At 35.5% G+C, this 17131-nt stretch carries 11 protein-coding genes and 1 pseudogene; 8 read left to right on the plus strand and 4 right to left on the minus strand.

All coding sequences use genetic code 11. The features are described 5' to 3' along the window. Nucleotides 1-1242 precede the first annotated feature (1242 nt). The gene (gap, locus tag GZ996_RS07420) at nucleotides 1243-2253 is read left to right on the plus strand and encodes a type I glyceraldehyde-3-phosphate dehydrogenase (RefSeq protein WP_162011725.1); all 1011 of its coding nucleotides are present in this window, start codon (nucleotides 1243-1245) and stop codon (nucleotides 2251-2253) included. 224 nt (nucleotides 2254-2477) lie between these two features. Continuing rightward, nucleotides 2478-3389 carry an aldose epimerase family protein gene (locus GZ996_RS07425; RefSeq protein ID WP_238386416.1) on the plus strand — a complete coding sequence of 304 codons (912 nt, stop codon included), beginning with the start codon at nucleotides 2478-2480 and terminating at the stop codon, nucleotides 3387-3389. A gap of 195 nt (nucleotides 3390-3584) precedes the next feature. Here the strand turns inward: GZ996_RS07425 and GZ996_RS07430 are convergent. Both GZ996_RS07430 and GZ996_RS07435 read right to left on the minus strand, forming a co-directional pair. Then, nucleotides 3585-4853 (minus strand): annotated as a pseudogene (locus GZ996_RS07430) (IS4 family transposase). Nucleotides 4854-5166: 313 nt separating this feature from the next. Further along, nucleotides 5167-6006 (minus strand): AraC family transcriptional regulator, encoded by an 840-nt coding sequence (locus tag GZ996_RS07435; RefSeq protein ID WP_162011726.1) that lies wholly within the window; start codon nucleotides 6004-6006, stop codon nucleotides 5167-5169. Between the two features lie 100 nt (nucleotides 6007-6106). Between GZ996_RS07435 and GZ996_RS07440 the strand changes: the two genes are divergently transcribed. From GZ996_RS07440 to GZ996_RS07460, 5 genes are all read left to right on the plus strand, one after another. Continuing rightward, nucleotides 6107-8272, plus strand: a complete 2166-nt coding sequence (locus GZ996_RS07440) for an alpha-galactosidase (RefSeq protein WP_162011727.1) — start codon at nucleotides 6107-6109, stop codon at nucleotides 8270-8272. A gap of 10 nt (nucleotides 8273-8282) precedes the next feature. Beyond that, nucleotides 8283-9521, plus strand: a complete 1239-nt coding sequence (locus tag GZ996_RS07445) for an extracellular solute-binding protein (RefSeq protein WP_162011728.1) — start codon at nucleotides 8283-8285, stop codon at nucleotides 9519-9521. Between the two features lie 79 nt (nucleotides 9522-9600). Further along, nucleotides 9601-10473 (plus strand): carbohydrate ABC transporter permease, encoded by an 873-nt coding sequence (locus GZ996_RS07450; protein WP_161979939.1) that lies wholly within the window; start codon nucleotides 9601-9603, stop codon nucleotides 10471-10473. Between the two features lie 11 nt (nucleotides 10474-10484). Continuing rightward, on the plus strand, nucleotides 10485-11315 hold the full coding sequence (locus GZ996_RS07455; protein ID WP_161979690.1) for a carbohydrate ABC transporter permease: 831 nt from the start codon (nucleotides 10485-10487) through the stop codon (nucleotides 11313-11315). Nucleotides 11316-11616: 301 nt separating this feature from the next. After that, nucleotides 11617-13227 carry a glycoside hydrolase family 13 protein gene (locus GZ996_RS07460; RefSeq protein ID WP_161979689.1) on the plus strand — a complete coding sequence of 537 codons (1611 nt, stop codon included), beginning with the start codon at nucleotides 11617-11619 and terminating at the stop codon, nucleotides 13225-13227. A 61-nt stretch (nucleotides 13228-13288) separates the two neighbouring features. Here the strand turns inward: GZ996_RS07460 and GZ996_RS07465 are convergent, their stop codons facing one another. Both GZ996_RS07465 and GZ996_RS07470 read right to left on the minus strand, forming a co-directional pair. Further along, nucleotides 13289-13657 carry a maltose acetyltransferase domain-containing protein gene (locus GZ996_RS07465; protein ID WP_162011729.1) on the minus strand — a complete coding sequence of 123 codons (369 nt, stop codon included), beginning with the start codon at nucleotides 13655-13657 and terminating at the stop codon, nucleotides 13289-13291. Between the two features lie 8 nt (nucleotides 13658-13665). After that, on the minus strand, nucleotides 13666-14667 hold the full coding sequence (locus GZ996_RS07470) for a LacI family DNA-binding transcriptional regulator (RefSeq protein ID WP_156806421.1): 1002 nt from the start codon (nucleotides 14665-14667) through the stop codon (nucleotides 13666-13668). A 190-nt stretch (nucleotides 14668-14857) separates the two neighbouring features. Between GZ996_RS07470 and GZ996_RS07475 the strand changes: the two genes are divergently transcribed. Then, a complete protein-coding gene (locus GZ996_RS07475; RefSeq protein WP_156806420.1) occupies nucleotides 14858-17125 on the plus strand; it encodes an alpha-galactosidase in 2268 nt (755 codons plus the stop codon). Nucleotides 17126-17131: the final 6 nt, after the last annotated feature.

Here is a 17131-nt window from a genome sequence, read left to right on the forward strand (position 1 = left end):
AGTCCTCGACTACTTGTATTTTGAATTCAGGTGGATACTTTGTAAATTTACTTCCTTTTTTAGCCATGAGAAAAGAACCTCCTTATAAGAACAGTATAGTACTTTTTATACTGTCCATTATAAGGGGGTCTTTTCATTTTCATCCCCCACTTTTTTAAGTTTGATTTTAATTAAATAATTAGATATGTATCGGCTAATTATTTCTAGTTTAAAAGAAACTGAAAAAGTTCTAAAAAATAGAAAAATCAGAAGTTCATATTTGAGTGAACTTCTGATTTTTAGGTGCATGATAAGTCAAAACTACCCATGAAAACAGGTGGTTTGTACGCCGGCTATCAGCGATTAAAATACAGCGGCACCGATAGAAAATGAGGAAAGCGCGTGGTAATACCATTAGTTTGAGGAGATGATAGAATACACTATCGGAAAGAAAAAATGGGTATGGTGGCAGACTATATTTATAACTATTATCTTTGAAACGGAAAATTTTCGGATACTAAGGCTTCAGACTCACCAACTGTGTTCGCCTTAGGTTGGCATAAGTTGCTAGGAGCTACTAATTTGCTAAATGTACTAGTTTACATTGCTAGAATATTATGATACAACAGTACGAACTATGTTGCGAGAAAGGAATTGACTATGGGTATAGGTTCAAAACAGTTTTTTGAGCAATTAGATGCCATTACAACTTCCAATTCTGAGTTGACTTCTGATTTCTGGAAGGATGAGATAGGGAAGGATTAAAAAGAGGCTCTTTTTCTACCATTTGTCAATTATAGTGGCGATTTCTTAGCTAATATAGTTGATAATTTGATTATGCAATGCTCACCATATATCAAGGTATGATTGCTTGGTACTTTTTCTTGAGGATACTATGAATGCCAACAGTAATATGGCCATTGCTAAAGCCTTTCTTAGTGTAGGGAGGTGGAATGGTTCATTCTCGTAGAAAATTTAGTTATATCAGATTTTCTGAACACACACATCTGTCTTTTTCTGATTTATTACATTTTAAAGTTAGGACGTTACTGCTTTAGAAAAAATACTTTTAATAAAGTTGTGAAAATTATAACAAAAAATGCATAAGAAAGCGGTTTAAGAATTTGCATTTTCTTGCTATAAGTTATATAATAGAAATGTTGAAAGTTACTTGTACTTTTACAAGTTAATCTTTTCACAATTGTTAAAGGGGTAGCCCTTAATAAAAATATTTACTTGATTTTCATAAGGAGGAAATCACACATGGTAGTTAAAGTTGGTATTAACGGTTTCGGACGTATCGGTCGTCTTGCTTTCCGTCGTATTCAAAACGTTGAAGGTGTTGAAGTTACTCGTATCAATGACCTTACAGATCCAAACATGCTTGCTCACTTGTTGAAATACGATACAACTCAAGGTCGTTTCGACGGTACAGTTGAAGTTAAAGACGGTGGATTTGAAGTTAACGGTAAATTCATTAAAGTTTCTGCAGAACGCGAACCAGCTAACATTGACTGGGCTGCTGACGGTGTAGAAATCGTTCTTGAAGCTACTGGTTTCTTTGCTTCTAAAGAAAAAGCTGAGCAACACATCCATGAAAATGGTGCTAAAAAAGTTGTTATCACTGCTCCTGGTGGAAACGACGTTAAAACTGTTGTATTCAACACTAACCACGACATTCTTGACGGTACTGAAACAGTTATCTCAGGTGCTTCATGTACTACAAACTGTCTTGCACCAATGGCCAAAGCTCTTCACGATGCATTTGGTATCCAAAAAGGTCTTATGACAACTATCCACGCTTACACTGGTGACCAAATGATTCTTGACGGTCCACACCGTGGTGGTGACCTTCGTCGTGCTCGTGCTGGTGCTGCTAACATTGTACCTAACTCAACAGGTGCTGCAAAAGCTATTGGTCTTGTTATTCCAGAACTTAACGGTAAACTTGACGGTGCTGCACAACGTGTTCCAGTTCCAACAGGTTCTGTAACTGAATTGGTTGTAACTCTTGATAAAAAAGTTACTGCTGATGAAGTAAACGCTGCTATGAAAGCTGCTTCAAATGACTCATTTGGTTACACTGAAGACCCAATCGTTTCTTCAGATATCGTAGGTATTTCATTTGGTTCATTGTTCGACGGAACTCAAACTAAAGTTATGGAAGCTGACGGTGAGCAATTGGTTAAAGTTGTTTCATGGTACGACAACGAAATGTCATACACTGCACAACTTGTACGTACTCTTGAGTACTTCGCAAAAATCGCTAAATAATTAGTATGAAAAGAACCCTAGGGTTCTTTTCTTTTTGCTATTAACAGATAGTATATCAAGTTGTAAAATATACTTATAAAAATTTAAGGAGCTATTTTATGACATTTGAAACAAAGGGTTTAGAGGTTATTGATGGTAAAGAGGTTGTTCAAATTCGTTTGGTCAATAAAAATCAAGTTGTTGCAAGTTTTTTGATGTTAGAAGCAACTTGGTAGGAATTTTTAGTGCCAACAGGTGATGGCAAGCATAAAAATCTCTTGTTAGGGTTTGATAAACCTAGTGATTATGGGAAAAATACCCTATATGCTGCTCAGATGATTGGACGTACAGCAGGTCGTATTGCGAAAGGTCAAGCGACTATTGGTGGAAAAGTCTATCAATTGCCTATTAATAATAATGCTAATACTCTTCATGGTGGTCCTAATGGCTTTCACGGCCAAGTTGGGGATTATGAATTGGTAGAAGGCGATGATTTTGTAGCAGTTAAATTTAGCTATAAAGCTAAGCAGGCGCTTGATGGCTTCCCTGGAGATATGGATGTTGTAGCTACTTTTGCTTTAAGTGATGATAACAGCTTAACGATGACGTTTACGGGAAAAAATGCTACTGAAACTACGCTTTTTAATCCAACGACTCACCCATACTTTAATCTGAGTCAGTATCAGGATCTTCATAGCCATATTTTGAAAGTTCAAGCGTATCATGTTTTGGAAGTAAATCGTGAATTAATTCCTTCAGGAAATTTCTTAGATGTGACGAATACTCCTTATGATTTTAGAGGAGGACAAAATTTGAGCTCTGCTATTTCCCAAAACGATGGTTTCGATGGTACTTGGGTGGTTAATAGCAAAGCTGGCGAGCTAATTGTAATTTTGACTGACGAAGAAAGTGGAAACCAACTTAGAATCTTCTCAGAGCGGCAAGGAGTTGTTATTTATACGATGAACTCACTTGAAGATGGTGTCTATTTTGCGCGTGATAATGGGCTAGTAGGCAAGGCACAGGAAGGTGTTGCGATAGAGCCTCAAGATTTATCAGATGCTGTCAATCATGAAAACTTTAATCAGGTCTTCCTAAAACTAGGTGAAGAAAAAACCTATGAAATAGTTTTTGCTTATGAGAAGGTTGGTAAGTAACAAGAGAATAATTTATTAAGAATTTTAGAAAAAATAGGCTGGGAAAAGTGATCAATATGATTAAGTTAAGCATTTAAACAATTCAAGGAACTATTCCCGTCCGAGCAATTGATGACCAAACGGGAATAGTTTTTGTATTTAGGGAGCACAAAAAGGATGTTTTTTAACCCAATTTTTCAGCTATTATGTTACTCTCTAAGTGAAGCTTACAGGTAGCTGGCTTCGTATTTTTCTTCGGAATGTTCGATTGGGTCGAATAATAGATAGGTGCTTGGCAATGTAGGTTTCTAATTGGAAGGAAGTGAGTTTGTCTCTAAGAAATTTTTGACAGGCATAAACAGCGTCTGAAAAACAAATTTTATAAGCCTGTTTTAACTTTGATGTTTTAATAGCAACGTGTGAGGTTAGCCATTTACAAACATTAAAATTGATAAAGCGAGCGTAGATTTCTTGGAGAATCCCTTCCTTCTTTTTCGCATGAAAATGAGTCAGACCAATACTATATTTTAGGTCACGAAAACTGGTCTCTATGCCCTATCTGTAGGCATAGAGATCTTTTAATTTTTCTGGAGAATAATTCGTATTTGTCACCAAAGTTTCAAAGAAACCTGGCTTGATTTCGAGACTCACCATTCGAAAATGAAGTTCGTAAAACTGGAGTGGGTCGCTTTTTCGGCTAGAGCTTGGTAGAAAGTCAAAGGATGTGTGATTAGGTAAATATTAGGAAAATTTTGATACTGTTGTTTCATCTCATTGGTCTGTTTTCGGCAGGTGTTTAGGTCAAATTTTTCATCAAAACAAGGGGTGTCAGGGAGGTTAAAACCTGACTTCATAGAATGATTCCCGTCACGAATACGAATAATATAGGACCAATTTCTTTCTTGACAGTGAGCCATGACATTGTAGGATTCATACCCCCTATCCATTATCACCAGAGCCTGTTCAAAAGGGACAACTCTCCATCATATCAATAAAAGCCGCACGTTCATCAACCTCTCGATTATCTTGGATCCGTAAATCATGATACATCTCTTGTTCAAGATTGTAGAGAGCATTGATATGAATGAGATTATAGGGAGTGTGATGTGGTCCAGTTTGAAAAGAGGTCGTTTTATCAAAACGATTTCTTGGTAGAATCACATCACTGCCATCAACAGCCAGGATAGGGAGATTATCAGAGATTGGAATTTTAGAAGTAATATCCCTAAAAAGTGTTTTAAAAGCTTGGTGTTTAATCTGATACCGTCGTTGAACAAAGGCAGATTGAGAGACAGGCAAATCTAAATCAAGTAGCTCTTTGGCTAAGGTATTACCACCCATGGTCAGTATAGCTTAAATCATGGTTTTCATCGTTAGCTGACTTTTCCGACTAAAATCTTTTTCAGGATGAAGCACAAACTGATTGGCACTAGAAATGATGTCGTTAATACTATCAAGTAAATGAGCTTTAATCTGATCTAGCATGACTTTTCCCCTTTTATTTTTAGTGTAACATAAAAACTAACCCACCACAAAATGTGATAGGTTAGTTAACTTAATGACATTGGGAAAAGTGATAGCCCCCTTATAGTGAATAACAAAAATTCACTAGGAACGGCACCCTAAAAGTTAGACAAAAAATCTAACTTTTAGAGTGCTTTTCTTATGAAATTACGTTACAAAGATAAACTAAAGATTTATGAGCTATATTTCAAACAAGGCCGTTGTTTAAACAATTATTATTTCATTGTCAACATGACAGGGAGCAGTCCTGATAACGGTACTGGGAATATTCAAATTAGTATTCCTTTTCTAATTTAGTTCTAAAAGAGCTAGGAGTGGCTTTAAAGTAATTCTTGAACACTTTTGAAAAATAGAGAGGATCGGAAAATCCTACGGAAAAGGCGATAAATTTAATTGGTTCGTGTGTATTTTCAAGGAGATATTTAGCTCGCTTCATCCGAACTTGATTAAGGTATTCTTTGGGTGATGTATTGAAGTAGTCACAAAAGATAGTTGTTAGATAGCTTCGATTAACATTTAGTGTATCAGCAATTGTTTGAATTGTAAGAGTAGTAGAAGTATAAGATGTTTCGATAATGTGACGACAATTGATACAGAGTTGTTCGGAAGGATGTACTTCTTTATGCCGTGTTTCAGGTGCTATAGTTGCAAGATTGAAGAGGAGTTCATAGATTCCTCCTAGAAGATGAAGTTGACTGGGAGCAGAGTGTTTAAGCTTCTCATTTTGCTCAATAATAGATTTCACTAGTAGATAAACTGTATGTGTTTCTGATTTATTAGGTACTTTTAAAACAGAATCCCTATGAATCTTAGATAGACTAAAGTAATCCCTAGATTTACTTCCGCTAATACCTATCCAGTAATAACTCCAAGGATCCACTTCATCTGCTTCATAGTAGGTCAGTTTATTGGGTTTTAGTAGAAATAAATCTCCTGCTTCTAAAGAGGTTTTATTTCCATTGTAATAGAATGTCCCTTTTCCACTTTCGATATAATGCAAAACATAGTTTTCTCGGATAGCAGGTCCAAATCCATATTTAGGTGTACATTGTTCAAAACCGTAAAAATCAATAGTGAGATCAATAGTATCGTTGTGAAATTCAGAAAAAATCATAAAATACCTCCACCTAACATTTTACCATATAATTAAAACATAATTCCATTTATTAAAACGTTTTCATGGTTTATAATGTAACCATAAAAGGAGAGGAAGTATGATTGAATATAAGGAAGATAAGCAAATTTTTCATCTGAAAACACGAGAAAGTTCGTATATTATGCAAGTTTTAGATAACAATCTTCTTGTCAATCGTTATTTTGGTAAAAAAATTAATTGCTTTAGTGATAGTAACAAAATAACATATCAGGATAGAGCTTTTTCGCCAAATCCAACAAGTAAGGATAGAACATTCTCCTTGGATACGTTACCATTAGAGTTTAGTAGTAATGGTTTAGGAGACTTTAGAACCTCAGCAATTGAAGTTTCGAATGAGTACGGTACAGCTTTGGATTTAAAATATCGCAGCCACCGTATCTATAAAGGAAAGTCTGATTTAAAAGGATTACCTAACAGTTTTGGTAATGAGGGTAAGGTTGAAACACTTGAAATTGAGTTATATGATTTTCTGTCAGATGTTACAGTGGTTTTATCTTACAGCGTCTTTGAAGAGTGTAATATTATTACGCGGTCATCTAAGGTTATAGCTGGAAAAACAGTCATTCATCTTGAAAAATTACTCAGTTTCACTTTAGATTTGCCTCATAAGAATTTTGATATTCATACTTTAACTGGTAGATATGGTTATGAAAAAGAATGGACGAAGACTCCGTTAACTCAAGGGAAATACAGTATTGGTAGTATTCGTGGAGCCTCAAGTCACTCTCGCACTCCGTTTATTGCTCTTGCTAGTCCTGAAGCAACAGAGCGTAGTGGTGACATTTATTCGGCTCATCTCGTTTATAGTGGAAATTTTACAGCTTTTGTTGAAACGACAGCAATTCATACAACACGTTTTGGTATGGGGCTAAATGATGAGAAATTTAGATGGGTTTTAGAACCAGGGCAAGAATTCCAAGCACCGGAGGCAATATTATCCTATACAGATAAGGGATTTACAGGAATGACTAGAGATAGTCATGAATTTATTCGTCACCATTTGACTAGAGGAAAATTTGCTAACAAAGAGCGTCCAATCTTAATTAATAACTGGGAAGGAACTTATTTTGATTTTACAGAAGATAAGTTAGTCTCTCTAGCTTCTGAAGCTGCCAAGTTAGGTATTGAGTTATTTGTTCTTGACGATGGTTGGTTTGGTAAACGAAACTCTGATACATGTTCGCTAGGTGATTGGGTAGAAAATAAAGAGAAGCTCCCGAATGGTCTTAAAGGATTAGCTGAGAAGGTTAATGATTTAGGAATGACCTTTGGTCTATGGTTTGAACCAGAGATGGTTTCAGAAGATAGTGATTTGTATAGAGAACATCCTAACTGGGCTATCCAAATTACTGGAAGAGGTCACACCTATAGTCGTGAGCAATTAGTGCTTGACTTATCTCAGGATGAGGTGTGCGACTATATTATTGAAAGTGTCTCAAACGTTTTGAATTCAGCAAATATTGGTTATGTTAAGTGGGATATGAATAGAAATATAACGAATATTCCTGAGAATCAAGCTAATCATGAGAAACATGAATTTTACCATCGTTATATATTAGGTCTGTATCGTATTTTAGAGACGCTAAATCAACGTTTTCCAAATGTTTTATTTGAAAGTTGTTCGGGAGGCGGAGGTCGTAATGACTTAGGTATGATTTACTATATGCCTCAGGCTTGGGCTAGTGATAATACAGATGCGATTGGTCGATTATCAATTCAAGAAGGGACTAGTCTGATTTATCCAACAATCAGCATGGGTTCTCATGTATCAGCTGTTCCTAACCATCAAGTTGGACGTATCACACCACTAGAAACTCGTGGAAATGTTGCTATGCTAGGAAATTTGGGTTATGAACTTGATTTGACACAATTAGAGTCAAGTGAATTAGAAGAGATTGCGGAACAAGTAGAAACCTATAAATCAATTCGTCAAACTGTTCAATTTGGTGATTATTATCGTTTACAAAAAACTGATAATACCTATGCTTACAATTTGATATCAAAAGATAAGAGTCAAGTTGTATTTACCTTTGTCAAAATTTTATCACAGCCAGAAGCTCCCTTTATTAGAGTTCGATTAGAAGGTTTAGATCCAGAAGCTACCTATTACTGTGAGAAATTATCTGCTAGTTTTGGTGGAGATGAATTAATGAATATTGGGTTAACAATTCCCTATGTTCAAAAAGATTATTTTAGTTTACAATATATTTTCAATAAAAAATAAGGAGAATTTTATGAAATTCAAAACAGTTTTAAAATGTGCTGCGGTTTGTAGCTTTGCAAGTTTCCTAGTAGCTTGTGGTAACGGTGGTTCAGGTAGTGATACTAAAGAAATTGAATTTTTCTCACAAAAACCTGAGATGCAAGCCACTTTACAAGAAATTGTAGATGATTATAATAAATCACAAGACGATATTAAAGTAAAATTAACAAGTGTACCAGATGCAGGAACTGTTTTAAAAACACGTATTGCAAATGGAGAAACACCGGATGTTGTGAATATTTATCCTCAAAATGCTGACTTTAAAGGATGGGCTAAGGATGGTCAATTCGTTGATTTAACAAAAGAAAAAAATATTCTTGGTAACTTGAATGAAGGTGCAGCAGAAGCATATGCAGTAGATGATAAAATTTATAATGTTCCTTTAACCACAAATGTGTCCGGTGTTTACTATAATAAAACAGCTTTTGAAAAATTAGGTATTGAAGTTCCAAAATCATTAGCTGAATTCCAAAATATTGTTAAGAAAATTAAGGAAGATGGTCAAACACCATTTGCAGAAGCACTAGGAGATGCTTGGACTGTGAATGGCTTTGCACAATTAGCATGGATTCAAAGTGCTGGTGGTGCTGATAAGGCAAACGATGTTCTTCGTTTTAGTGATAAAGGTGGTATTAAATCCGACGAAGTAACTAAAAACGTAGCGGCATATTTGGATTTACTTGCTGGCAATGGTCAATCTAACTCTGATGGAGCTCTTTATGCAGATACAGTAGCGGTCTTTGCAGAAGGTAAAGCTTTGATGATGGCTAACGGATCATGGGCATTGACAGTTATCAATCAGCAACAACCTGATTTTGAAGTTGGCTTCTTTGCGATGCCAGGCTTGACAGCTGGTGCTCCGGCAATGACAGTTGGTGCAGCAGATATGGCTGTTTCAGTTTCTGCGGATTCTAAGAATGTAGATGGTGCAAAAGACTTTGTTGAATATTTAAGCTCAAAAGGAGCAATGCAGAAATACTATGATGTTGACGGCTCACCAACTTCTGTTAAGGGTATTAAGACAGATGGAAAATTTGAAGAATTGGCTGACGTAGCTTCACTTGCCTTCACAGATAAACAAGCGATTTGGTTACATTCAGAATGGACTTCTGAAGAAAAATTCTGGGACGCAAATGTATCTTACATCAAGAACAAAGACTTAGACGGTTACATGGGTAATTTGAATACATTCTTTGATACAATGAAATAAACCATCATAGTATCTTAGTGAAAGTAAAGAGTCTGGATAGTTAACCAGACTCTTTGACTTAGTGATTAAGGAGACTTGCATGAAAAAACAAGGTTTTATTAGTAAATATTGGGCATATCTTTTTGTAGCACTACCAGTTCTTCTTCAGTTAATTTTCTTCTTTTACCCACTTGTAAATGGATTGATTTATTCATTGACAGACTGGACTGGTTTAACTCGACATTATAATATTATAGGTTTTGAAAACTATGTCAAGATCTTTCAAGATCAGGCTTTCTATAAAAGTTTAGGATTTACTCTTCTTTTTACAGTAGGGTTAGTTGTTGGGGAAATTACAATTGGTATTTGGCTAGCAACTTTATTAAATCGTAAAATTCGTGCGGTTGGATTCTTTAGAACTTGGTATTTCTTTCCAGCAGTTCTATCAACGGTAACGATTGGTTTAATTTTTAGTCAATTATTTAACTATGGATTGCCTCAGATTGGTGAGTTATTTGGAATCAAATGGTTAAGTTCCAATCTTCTTTTTCAAGAAAAATCAGTATTTTGGTCTGTTCTATTTGTAGCCCTATGGCAAGGTCTTGCAATGCCGGTCGTTATTCTCTTATCTGGTTTGCAGTCTATTCCTGAGGATATTAAGGAAGCGGCAGCCATTGATGGAGCCAATAAGCGTCAACAATTTTTCCAAATTGAACTACCATTCTTGCTTCCTTCTATTTCTATGGTTTTTATTTTAGCTATGAAATCTGGTCTTACAGCCTTTGACTTGGTTTATTCATTGACAAAAGGTGGTCCAGATGGGGTGACCAGGACCTTGGGTCTATTGGTTTATGATAATGCATTTACTAATAACCAATTTGGTTATGCCAATGCCTTAGCAGTTGTTCTGTTTGTAATTATTACCATTATTTCAGTGGTACAAATTACTCTTTCTAAAAAATATGAAGTGTGAGGTAAACTATTATGAAATCTAAGAAACAAAATAATATCGTTGCCTACACTGTGCTAAGCATCGGGATTTTTCTCATGTTAATCCCATTAGCGGTAACGGTTATTAGTTCATTTAAGACAACTAAAGAGATTACAGGGAATTTCTTTGGTTTACCTGCAGAGTGGACCTTGTCTAACTATGAACGTCTATTTAATGATGGCATTGTTCATTATTTTCTTAATTCAGCCTTTTTAACAGTTGTTAGTGTGGGATTAATTATCTTGGTAATTCCGATGGCAGCTTTTGCCATTGCCCGCCATATGGATCGTAAGAAAGTATTTGCTATCATGTATACTTTGCTAATCATAGGGATGTTTGTTCCTTTTCAAGTTATCATGTTGCCAATGGCTAAATTGATGAGTAATTTTGGAATGACTAATCTGGTTGGTTTAACTATTTTGTATCTTACTTATGCGATTCCTCAGACCCTGTTTCTATATGTGGGATATATTAAAACTATTGTCCCAGCAGAAATGGATGAGGCAGCAGCTATTGATGGTGCCGGTCGCTTTATGATGTATCGAAAAATTATCTTTCCTTTGATGAAACCAATGCATGCCACTGTATTGATTATTAATGCTTTGTGGGTTTGGAATGACTTCTTGATGCCTCTTCTTGTACTTAACAGAGATTCAAGTACATGGACAATGCCACTTTTTCAATATAATTACCAAGGGCAATATTTTAGTGACTACGGACCAAGTTTTGCTTCGTATGTCGTAGGTATTATACCAATTCTAATCGTTTATCTAATCTTCCAAAAGAATATCATTTCTGGCATGACAAGTGGTTCAGTTAAATAGAAAAGAAATTTTTATAGAAATTAGAAATAAAATCATGTTTATCATATGCTCAGATATCAAGGATAGTATAAAAGAATATGATTAGATTTTTATGGGGCTAATTACCAAATATTTATCTTTTATACTTTTTCTGTCAATGGGTAAGTAAGTTTTTGCTCGGTTTAATGACTCAGCAGTGAATTTAGACTTAGTGAACTTAGCTCATGCTATGGCGGAAAAGGATTAAGTAATTGTATTTGAGTAATGCTCCCTTAGAGTTGGCTGATTAAGTCAACTCTTTTTATAGAGAAAGAAGGTCAACATGGAAAAACATTGGTGGCACACAGCAACTATCTATCAAATTTATCCAAAATCTTTTATGGATAGTAATGGAGATGGTGTTGGTGATTTACAGGGTATCATTAGTAAATTAGATTATCTGGAGAAGTTAGGGATTACAGCGATTTGGTTATCACCAGTTTACCAATCTCCTATGGATGATAATGGTTATGATATATCCGATTATGAAGCTATTGCTGATATTTTTGGAGATATGTCTGATATGGAAGAACTAATTGAACAGGCACATCAAAGAGGCATTAAGATTATTATGGATTTGGTTGTCAATCATACCTCGGATGAACATGCTTGGTTTGTTGAAGCTAAAAATAACCCTCATAGTGAAAAGAGAGATTTTTATATTTGGCGTAACGAACCTAATGAATTAGTCTCTACCTTTTCCGGTTCTGCTTGGGAATTTGATGAAACATCACAACAATACTATCTTCATTTGTTTAGTAAAAAGCAGCCTGATTTGAATTGGGAAAATGAAGTTCTCAGACATAAGATTTATGAGATGATGAATTTTTGGGTTGACAAAGGTATTGGTGGTTTCCGCATGGACGTCATCGATTTATTAGGGAAATTACCTGATCAACTTATTAAAGAAAATGGGCCTAAGCTTCATGATTATTTAAAAGAGATGCATCAGTATACACTAGCTGGCAAGGACTTGCTAACTGTGGGTGAGACTTGGGGAGCAACACCTGAAATTGCAAAACGTTATTCTAATCCGGATGAAAAAGAATTGTCAATGGTTTTCCAATTTGAACATATTGGTTTACAACATAAAGAAAATAGACCGAAATGGGAATACATCAAAGAATTAGATGTTCCTGCGTTAAAAATGATTTTTAATAAGTGGCAGACAGAATTGAAATTAGGCGAGGGATGGAACTCTTTATTTTGGAATAACCATGATTTACCTCGGGTTCTATCTATTTGGGGTAATACAGGTGAATATAGGGAAAAATCTGCTAAGGCACTTGCTATCTTACTTCATTTGATGCGTGGTACGCCATACATTTATCAAGGAGAAGAAATTGGAATGACTAACTACCCTTTCAAATCTTTTGAAGATTTAGACGATATTGAATCTTTAAATTATGCAAAAGAAGCACTGAGCCTAGGTGAATCAGAAGATAGTATTATGGATAATATTCGAATGATTGGTCGAGATAACGCTCGTACACCTATGCAGTGGAATACTGAAAAGAAAGCAGGATTTTCAGCATCTGATGAAACTTGGTTACCAGTTAATCCAAACTTCACATTGATTAATGTAGAAGAAGCAGTAAATAACCCTAATTCTATATTTTATACTTATCAGAAATTAGTTAATCTTCGTAAAGAAAAAAGCTGGCTGATAGATGCCGATTTTGAATTACTGGAAACGGAGGATAAAGTCTTTGCCTATAGAAGGTACACTGATGAGGAATCTTATTTAGTGGTCGTGAACTTATCAGATAAGGAACAGTCACTTAGTTTTGATGTTAATTATACTGAAGTTATTATTTCAAATACAGATGAAGCGGTTATTATTAATAATCATTGTCTTGCTCCTTGGGATGCTTTCTGCGTAAAGATTAGATAAAAATATGAAAACTGAACTAGGATTCAAATCGCTAGTTCAGTTTTTTGGTTATTTAGGTATGCTAATCAAGCAATTTTTTAATGACACGACAAGGTTGACCGTATGCTAGTACCTCACTAGGAATATCCTTAGTTACAAGGCTTCTAGCACCTATAACGGTATTATCACCTATTGTTACTCCTGGAAGTACGGTTACATTAGCTCTTAGCCAACAGGTTTCACCAATAGTAACTGGCAGATTAAATTGGTAAGAGAGGTCGCGGTAAACATTCTGACCGACTTTGGCAAACATTTGTTCAAGTAAGTTTCTTCGCGTTTCTCCATCTGAGGGACGTATGTGGTTAAAATCATATAAGAGCTCTTGACATTGTAATTGCCGAGCTAGAATCTCAGGAGCATTTGGAAGATAAAGGTCTCCGGTGTGTTGCATAAAAACCTCTACTTACTACTGGAGCGTAAGGTGAGAAGAGTTGCGGTAGTCATCATAATTGGAATATCTGGTGAAGAGTTTTCTAGATACTGATCCAATGTGTTCATAGCCAATATTCCCATCTCTTCAGTAAAGACAGTTACACTACTCAAAGGAGGATAGACTTGTTTTGCTACTACAGTATCATTGAAAGAAATGATACTGACACGATCAGGGATTTTTATATCTGCTTCTTGTAATGCTCGTAGAGCTCCTATTGCTAAGGCATCGCTAGCAATGAAGAAAGCATCTGGCAAATCATCTCCTAGTTGGAAAATGGCTTGTTTCATCATTTGGTAGCCGTCTTCAGTGGAGAATTTTCCAATAAAGACATAATTAGGATTGTAGAGTTTATGCTGACTGAGGTAATTTTTAAAGGTTGAAAATCGAGGATCAATCAAAGGAAACTCATGGTCAGCGGTCCGTTCTTCGCCAGTAAGAATACCGATGCGTTTATGTCCACGACTGATAAAATGATTTAGGACATTGACAACGGAGTTGGTAAAATCTGTAGTGATACAAGTATGACCTTGGGTAAGGGTATCGCTATCAACAAAAATTAAATTATCATTAATTGCTTCTAACTCTTTAATTTTAGCATTGCTATATTTTCCGATAGCGATAATTCCATCACAATTTCTAGCAGAATCAAGTGGTGAATCGTTGAAGAGGCGAACAATTTCATAGTTTAATTCAATTGCTCTACGTTCAATTCCTATGCGGATTGAATAGTAATAAAGGTCATTGATTTCTTCTGATTCAGTGTACCATTGGATGATAGCGACCTTCTTGTTTTCATTTTTTGATACTAAGTTCTTTTTATATCGAGTATATCCTAGTTTATCAGCGGTTTGAAAAATTCTTCTTCGGGTATCTTCGCTAACAGACATGGATTCATCGTTGTTTAACACGCGTGAGACTGTAGCTATTGAAACTTTAACTTGTTCTGCGATGTCTTTAATCGTTGCCATGTTTTTCTCCTTGATGTAATCTATTGCTTATAGTATATCATAAAAATTGAGTTTCATTCATCCTATAAACTAAAATTTTACTTTTAAAAACTCTTTTCTGACATAGGTTTGTTGTGCGATTGATAAAAAATATGTTGAAATATAAGTAAAAAAACAGTAAAATAATTAGTGAAAAAACAAAAAGGAGTTTGTGATGACTTTAATTACCTTTATTCCTGAAACAAGAACATTCCATCTATCTAACGAAAGGCTATCTTATCTATTTATGATTGAAGAAGGTGGTTTGTTAAGCCATCTTTATTTTGGAAAAAAAGTTAAGCGCTATCATAACCATATGACTTATCCTAGAATTGATAGAGGATTTTCTGGCAATATACCATCAATTAATGAGCGTGGTTACTCGAAAGATACCTTGCCCCAAGAGTTTTCGGGTGGACATTCTGGAGATTATAGGACACCGTCTCTAATGGTAAAAGGTGTTACCGGAAGTTATTCGGTAGATTTACGTTATAAGAGCCATCGTATGGAAGTTGGTAAGCCAGTTTTGGAAGGTCTCCCTGCATCGTTTGCGACAGTTGATGAAGCGGAGACATTGATCATTACTTTAGAAGATTCTTTATTAAATCTTGAAGTAGAACTTTTTTATACGATTTTTAAAAACCAAGATATCATTGCACGTTCTAGTCGTCTAATTAACTGTGGTAATCAGAACCTCATTGTAGAAAAGGTAGCATCATTGCAAATAGACTTTGTCGCAAAAGACTTTGATGTAATTTCTTTACCTGGAGCTTATGCTAATGAACGTCACATGGAGCGAGAAACGATTGGTTATGGTATTAAAACTTACAGCAGTAAAAGAGGAACATCTAGTCATCATATGAATCCATTTTTAGTTTTGGCTGATAAAAAGACGGATGAGTTTACAGGAGATTCCTATGGTTTTCATCTAGTTTACTCTGGTAACCATTCTTTTGAGGTAGAGAAGGATCATATTAGTCAGGTACGTTTAGTGGCTGGTATAAATGATTATGGATTCGAGTGGCATTTGGGAGCTGGTGAATCTTTTCAAGCACCAGAGGTTTTGATGACATATTCTGAAAATGGATTAAATGGGATGAGTCAGAATTTTCATCATATTATTCGTGATAATGTAGTAAGAAGTAAACATAGAAATAAAGAACGTCCTATTCTGGTAAATAATTGGGAAGCTACGTATTTTGATTTTAACGAAGAAAAGTTACATCCAATCGTTGATGAAGCTAAAAAAATGGGAATAGAGATGTTTGTTCTTGATGACGGATGGTTTGGTCATCGAAACGACGATCAATCTTCTTTGGGAGATTGGCAGGTATGGGAAGATAAGTTTCCGAATGGTTTGAAGCATTTTGCAGACTATGTCCATAAGCAGGGGCTTAAATTTGGACTTTGGTTTGAACCAGAAATGATTTCTAAAGATTCTAATCTGTATCGCAGTCATCCAGACTATCTCATGCAGATACCAGGAAGAGAGCCATCGCCATCGCGTAGTCAATTTGTTCTTGATATGGGAAGAAAAGATGTTCAAGATGCCATTTTTACTCAACTTAAACTACTTCTAGATGAGGGATATATTGACTATATTAAATGGGATATGAATCGACACCTATCAGACATCCATTCTTTAGCTCTTATACCAAATCGTCAAGGAGAAGCTGGTCATCGTTATGTCCTTGGAGTATATGCTTTGTTAGAAAAAATAACATCAACTTATCCAGATATCCTGTTTGAAGGCTGCTCAGGAGGCGGTGGACGTTTTGATTTGGGTTGGGCTTACTATATGCCACAATCTTGGGCAAGTGATAATACAGATGCCTTGGCACGTTTAACTATTCAATATGGAACATCTTTAGCTTATCCAATTTCTATGATGACATCACATGTTTCCGCGGTACCAAATCATCAAACTGGGAGAGTGACAACTCTTGAAGCACGTGCACATGTTGCAATGAGTGGTGTATTGGGTTATGAGCTTGATTTGACAAAAATGTCTGATTCAGATAAGGTTGATGTTATTGAGCAAATTGCTAGTTATAAAAAAATTCGTCCTCTAGTTCAATACGGAGATTTTTATCGTCTTAAATCTCCTAAGGCTGGTAATGAGACAGCTTGGATTTTTGTGTCTGAAAATCAAAAAGAAGCATTGCTATTTACGGCTCATGTATTAGCTCACGCACAACCTTATTTGTCTAAGACTTTGTTGATTGGTTTGAATCCTGATTGGGATTATCGACTTGAGGAATTACCAACGGGTCAATTACTTGGCCATTCTGTGGGTTACTTTGACTCTATTTATGCAACGCAACCAATGAAGAATGGTAGTATTTTATCTGGTGATGAATTGATGCAGATGGGAATTTATAATCCTATCGTAAGACAGGACATGGCAACACAACTTTATTATTTCAAAGCTATTGATTAAGGAGAA

Origin of the sequence: Streptococcus sp. S784/96/1 (genome assembly GCF_902729355.1) — a bacterium.
Lineage (GTDB): Bacteria > Bacillota > Bacilli > Lactobacillales > Streptococcaceae > Streptococcus > Streptococcus caledonicus.

What these genes read in the sequence shown, in the direction of transcription:
- GZ996_RS07470 (WP_156806421.1), bottom strand. Translation starts at nt 14,667, where the DNA reads ATGGCAACGATTAAAGACATCGCAGAACAAGTTAAAGTTTCAATAGCT.
- GZ996_RS07440 (WP_162011727.1), top strand. Translation starts at nt 6,107, where the DNA reads ATGATTGAATATAAGGAAGATAAGCAAATTTTTCATCTGAAAACACGA.
- GZ996_RS07435 (WP_162011726.1), bottom strand. Translation starts at nt 6,006, where the DNA reads ATGATTTTTTCTGAATTTCACAACGATACTATTGATCTCACTATTGAT.
- GZ996_RS07465 (WP_162011729.1), bottom strand. Translation starts at nt 13,657, where the DNA reads ATGCAACACACCGGAGACCTTTATCTTCCAAATGCTCCTGAGATTCTA.
- GZ996_RS07455 (WP_161979690.1), top strand. Translation starts at nt 10,485, where the DNA reads ATGAAATCTAAGAAACAAAATAATATCGTTGCCTACACTGTGCTAAGC.
- GZ996_RS07460 (WP_161979689.1), top strand. Translation starts at nt 11,617, where the DNA reads ATGGAAAAACATTGGTGGCACACAGCAACTATCTATCAAATTTATCCA.
- GZ996_RS07445 (WP_162011728.1), top strand. Translation starts at nt 8,283, where the DNA reads ATGAAATTCAAAACAGTTTTAAAATGTGCTGCGGTTTGTAGCTTTGCA.
- GZ996_RS07450 (WP_161979939.1), top strand. Translation starts at nt 9,601, where the DNA reads ATGAAAAAACAAGGTTTTATTAGTAAATATTGGGCATATCTTTTTGTA.
- gap (WP_162011725.1), top strand. Translation starts at nt 1,243, where the DNA reads ATGGTAGTTAAAGTTGGTATTAACGGTTTCGGACGTATCGGTCGTCTT.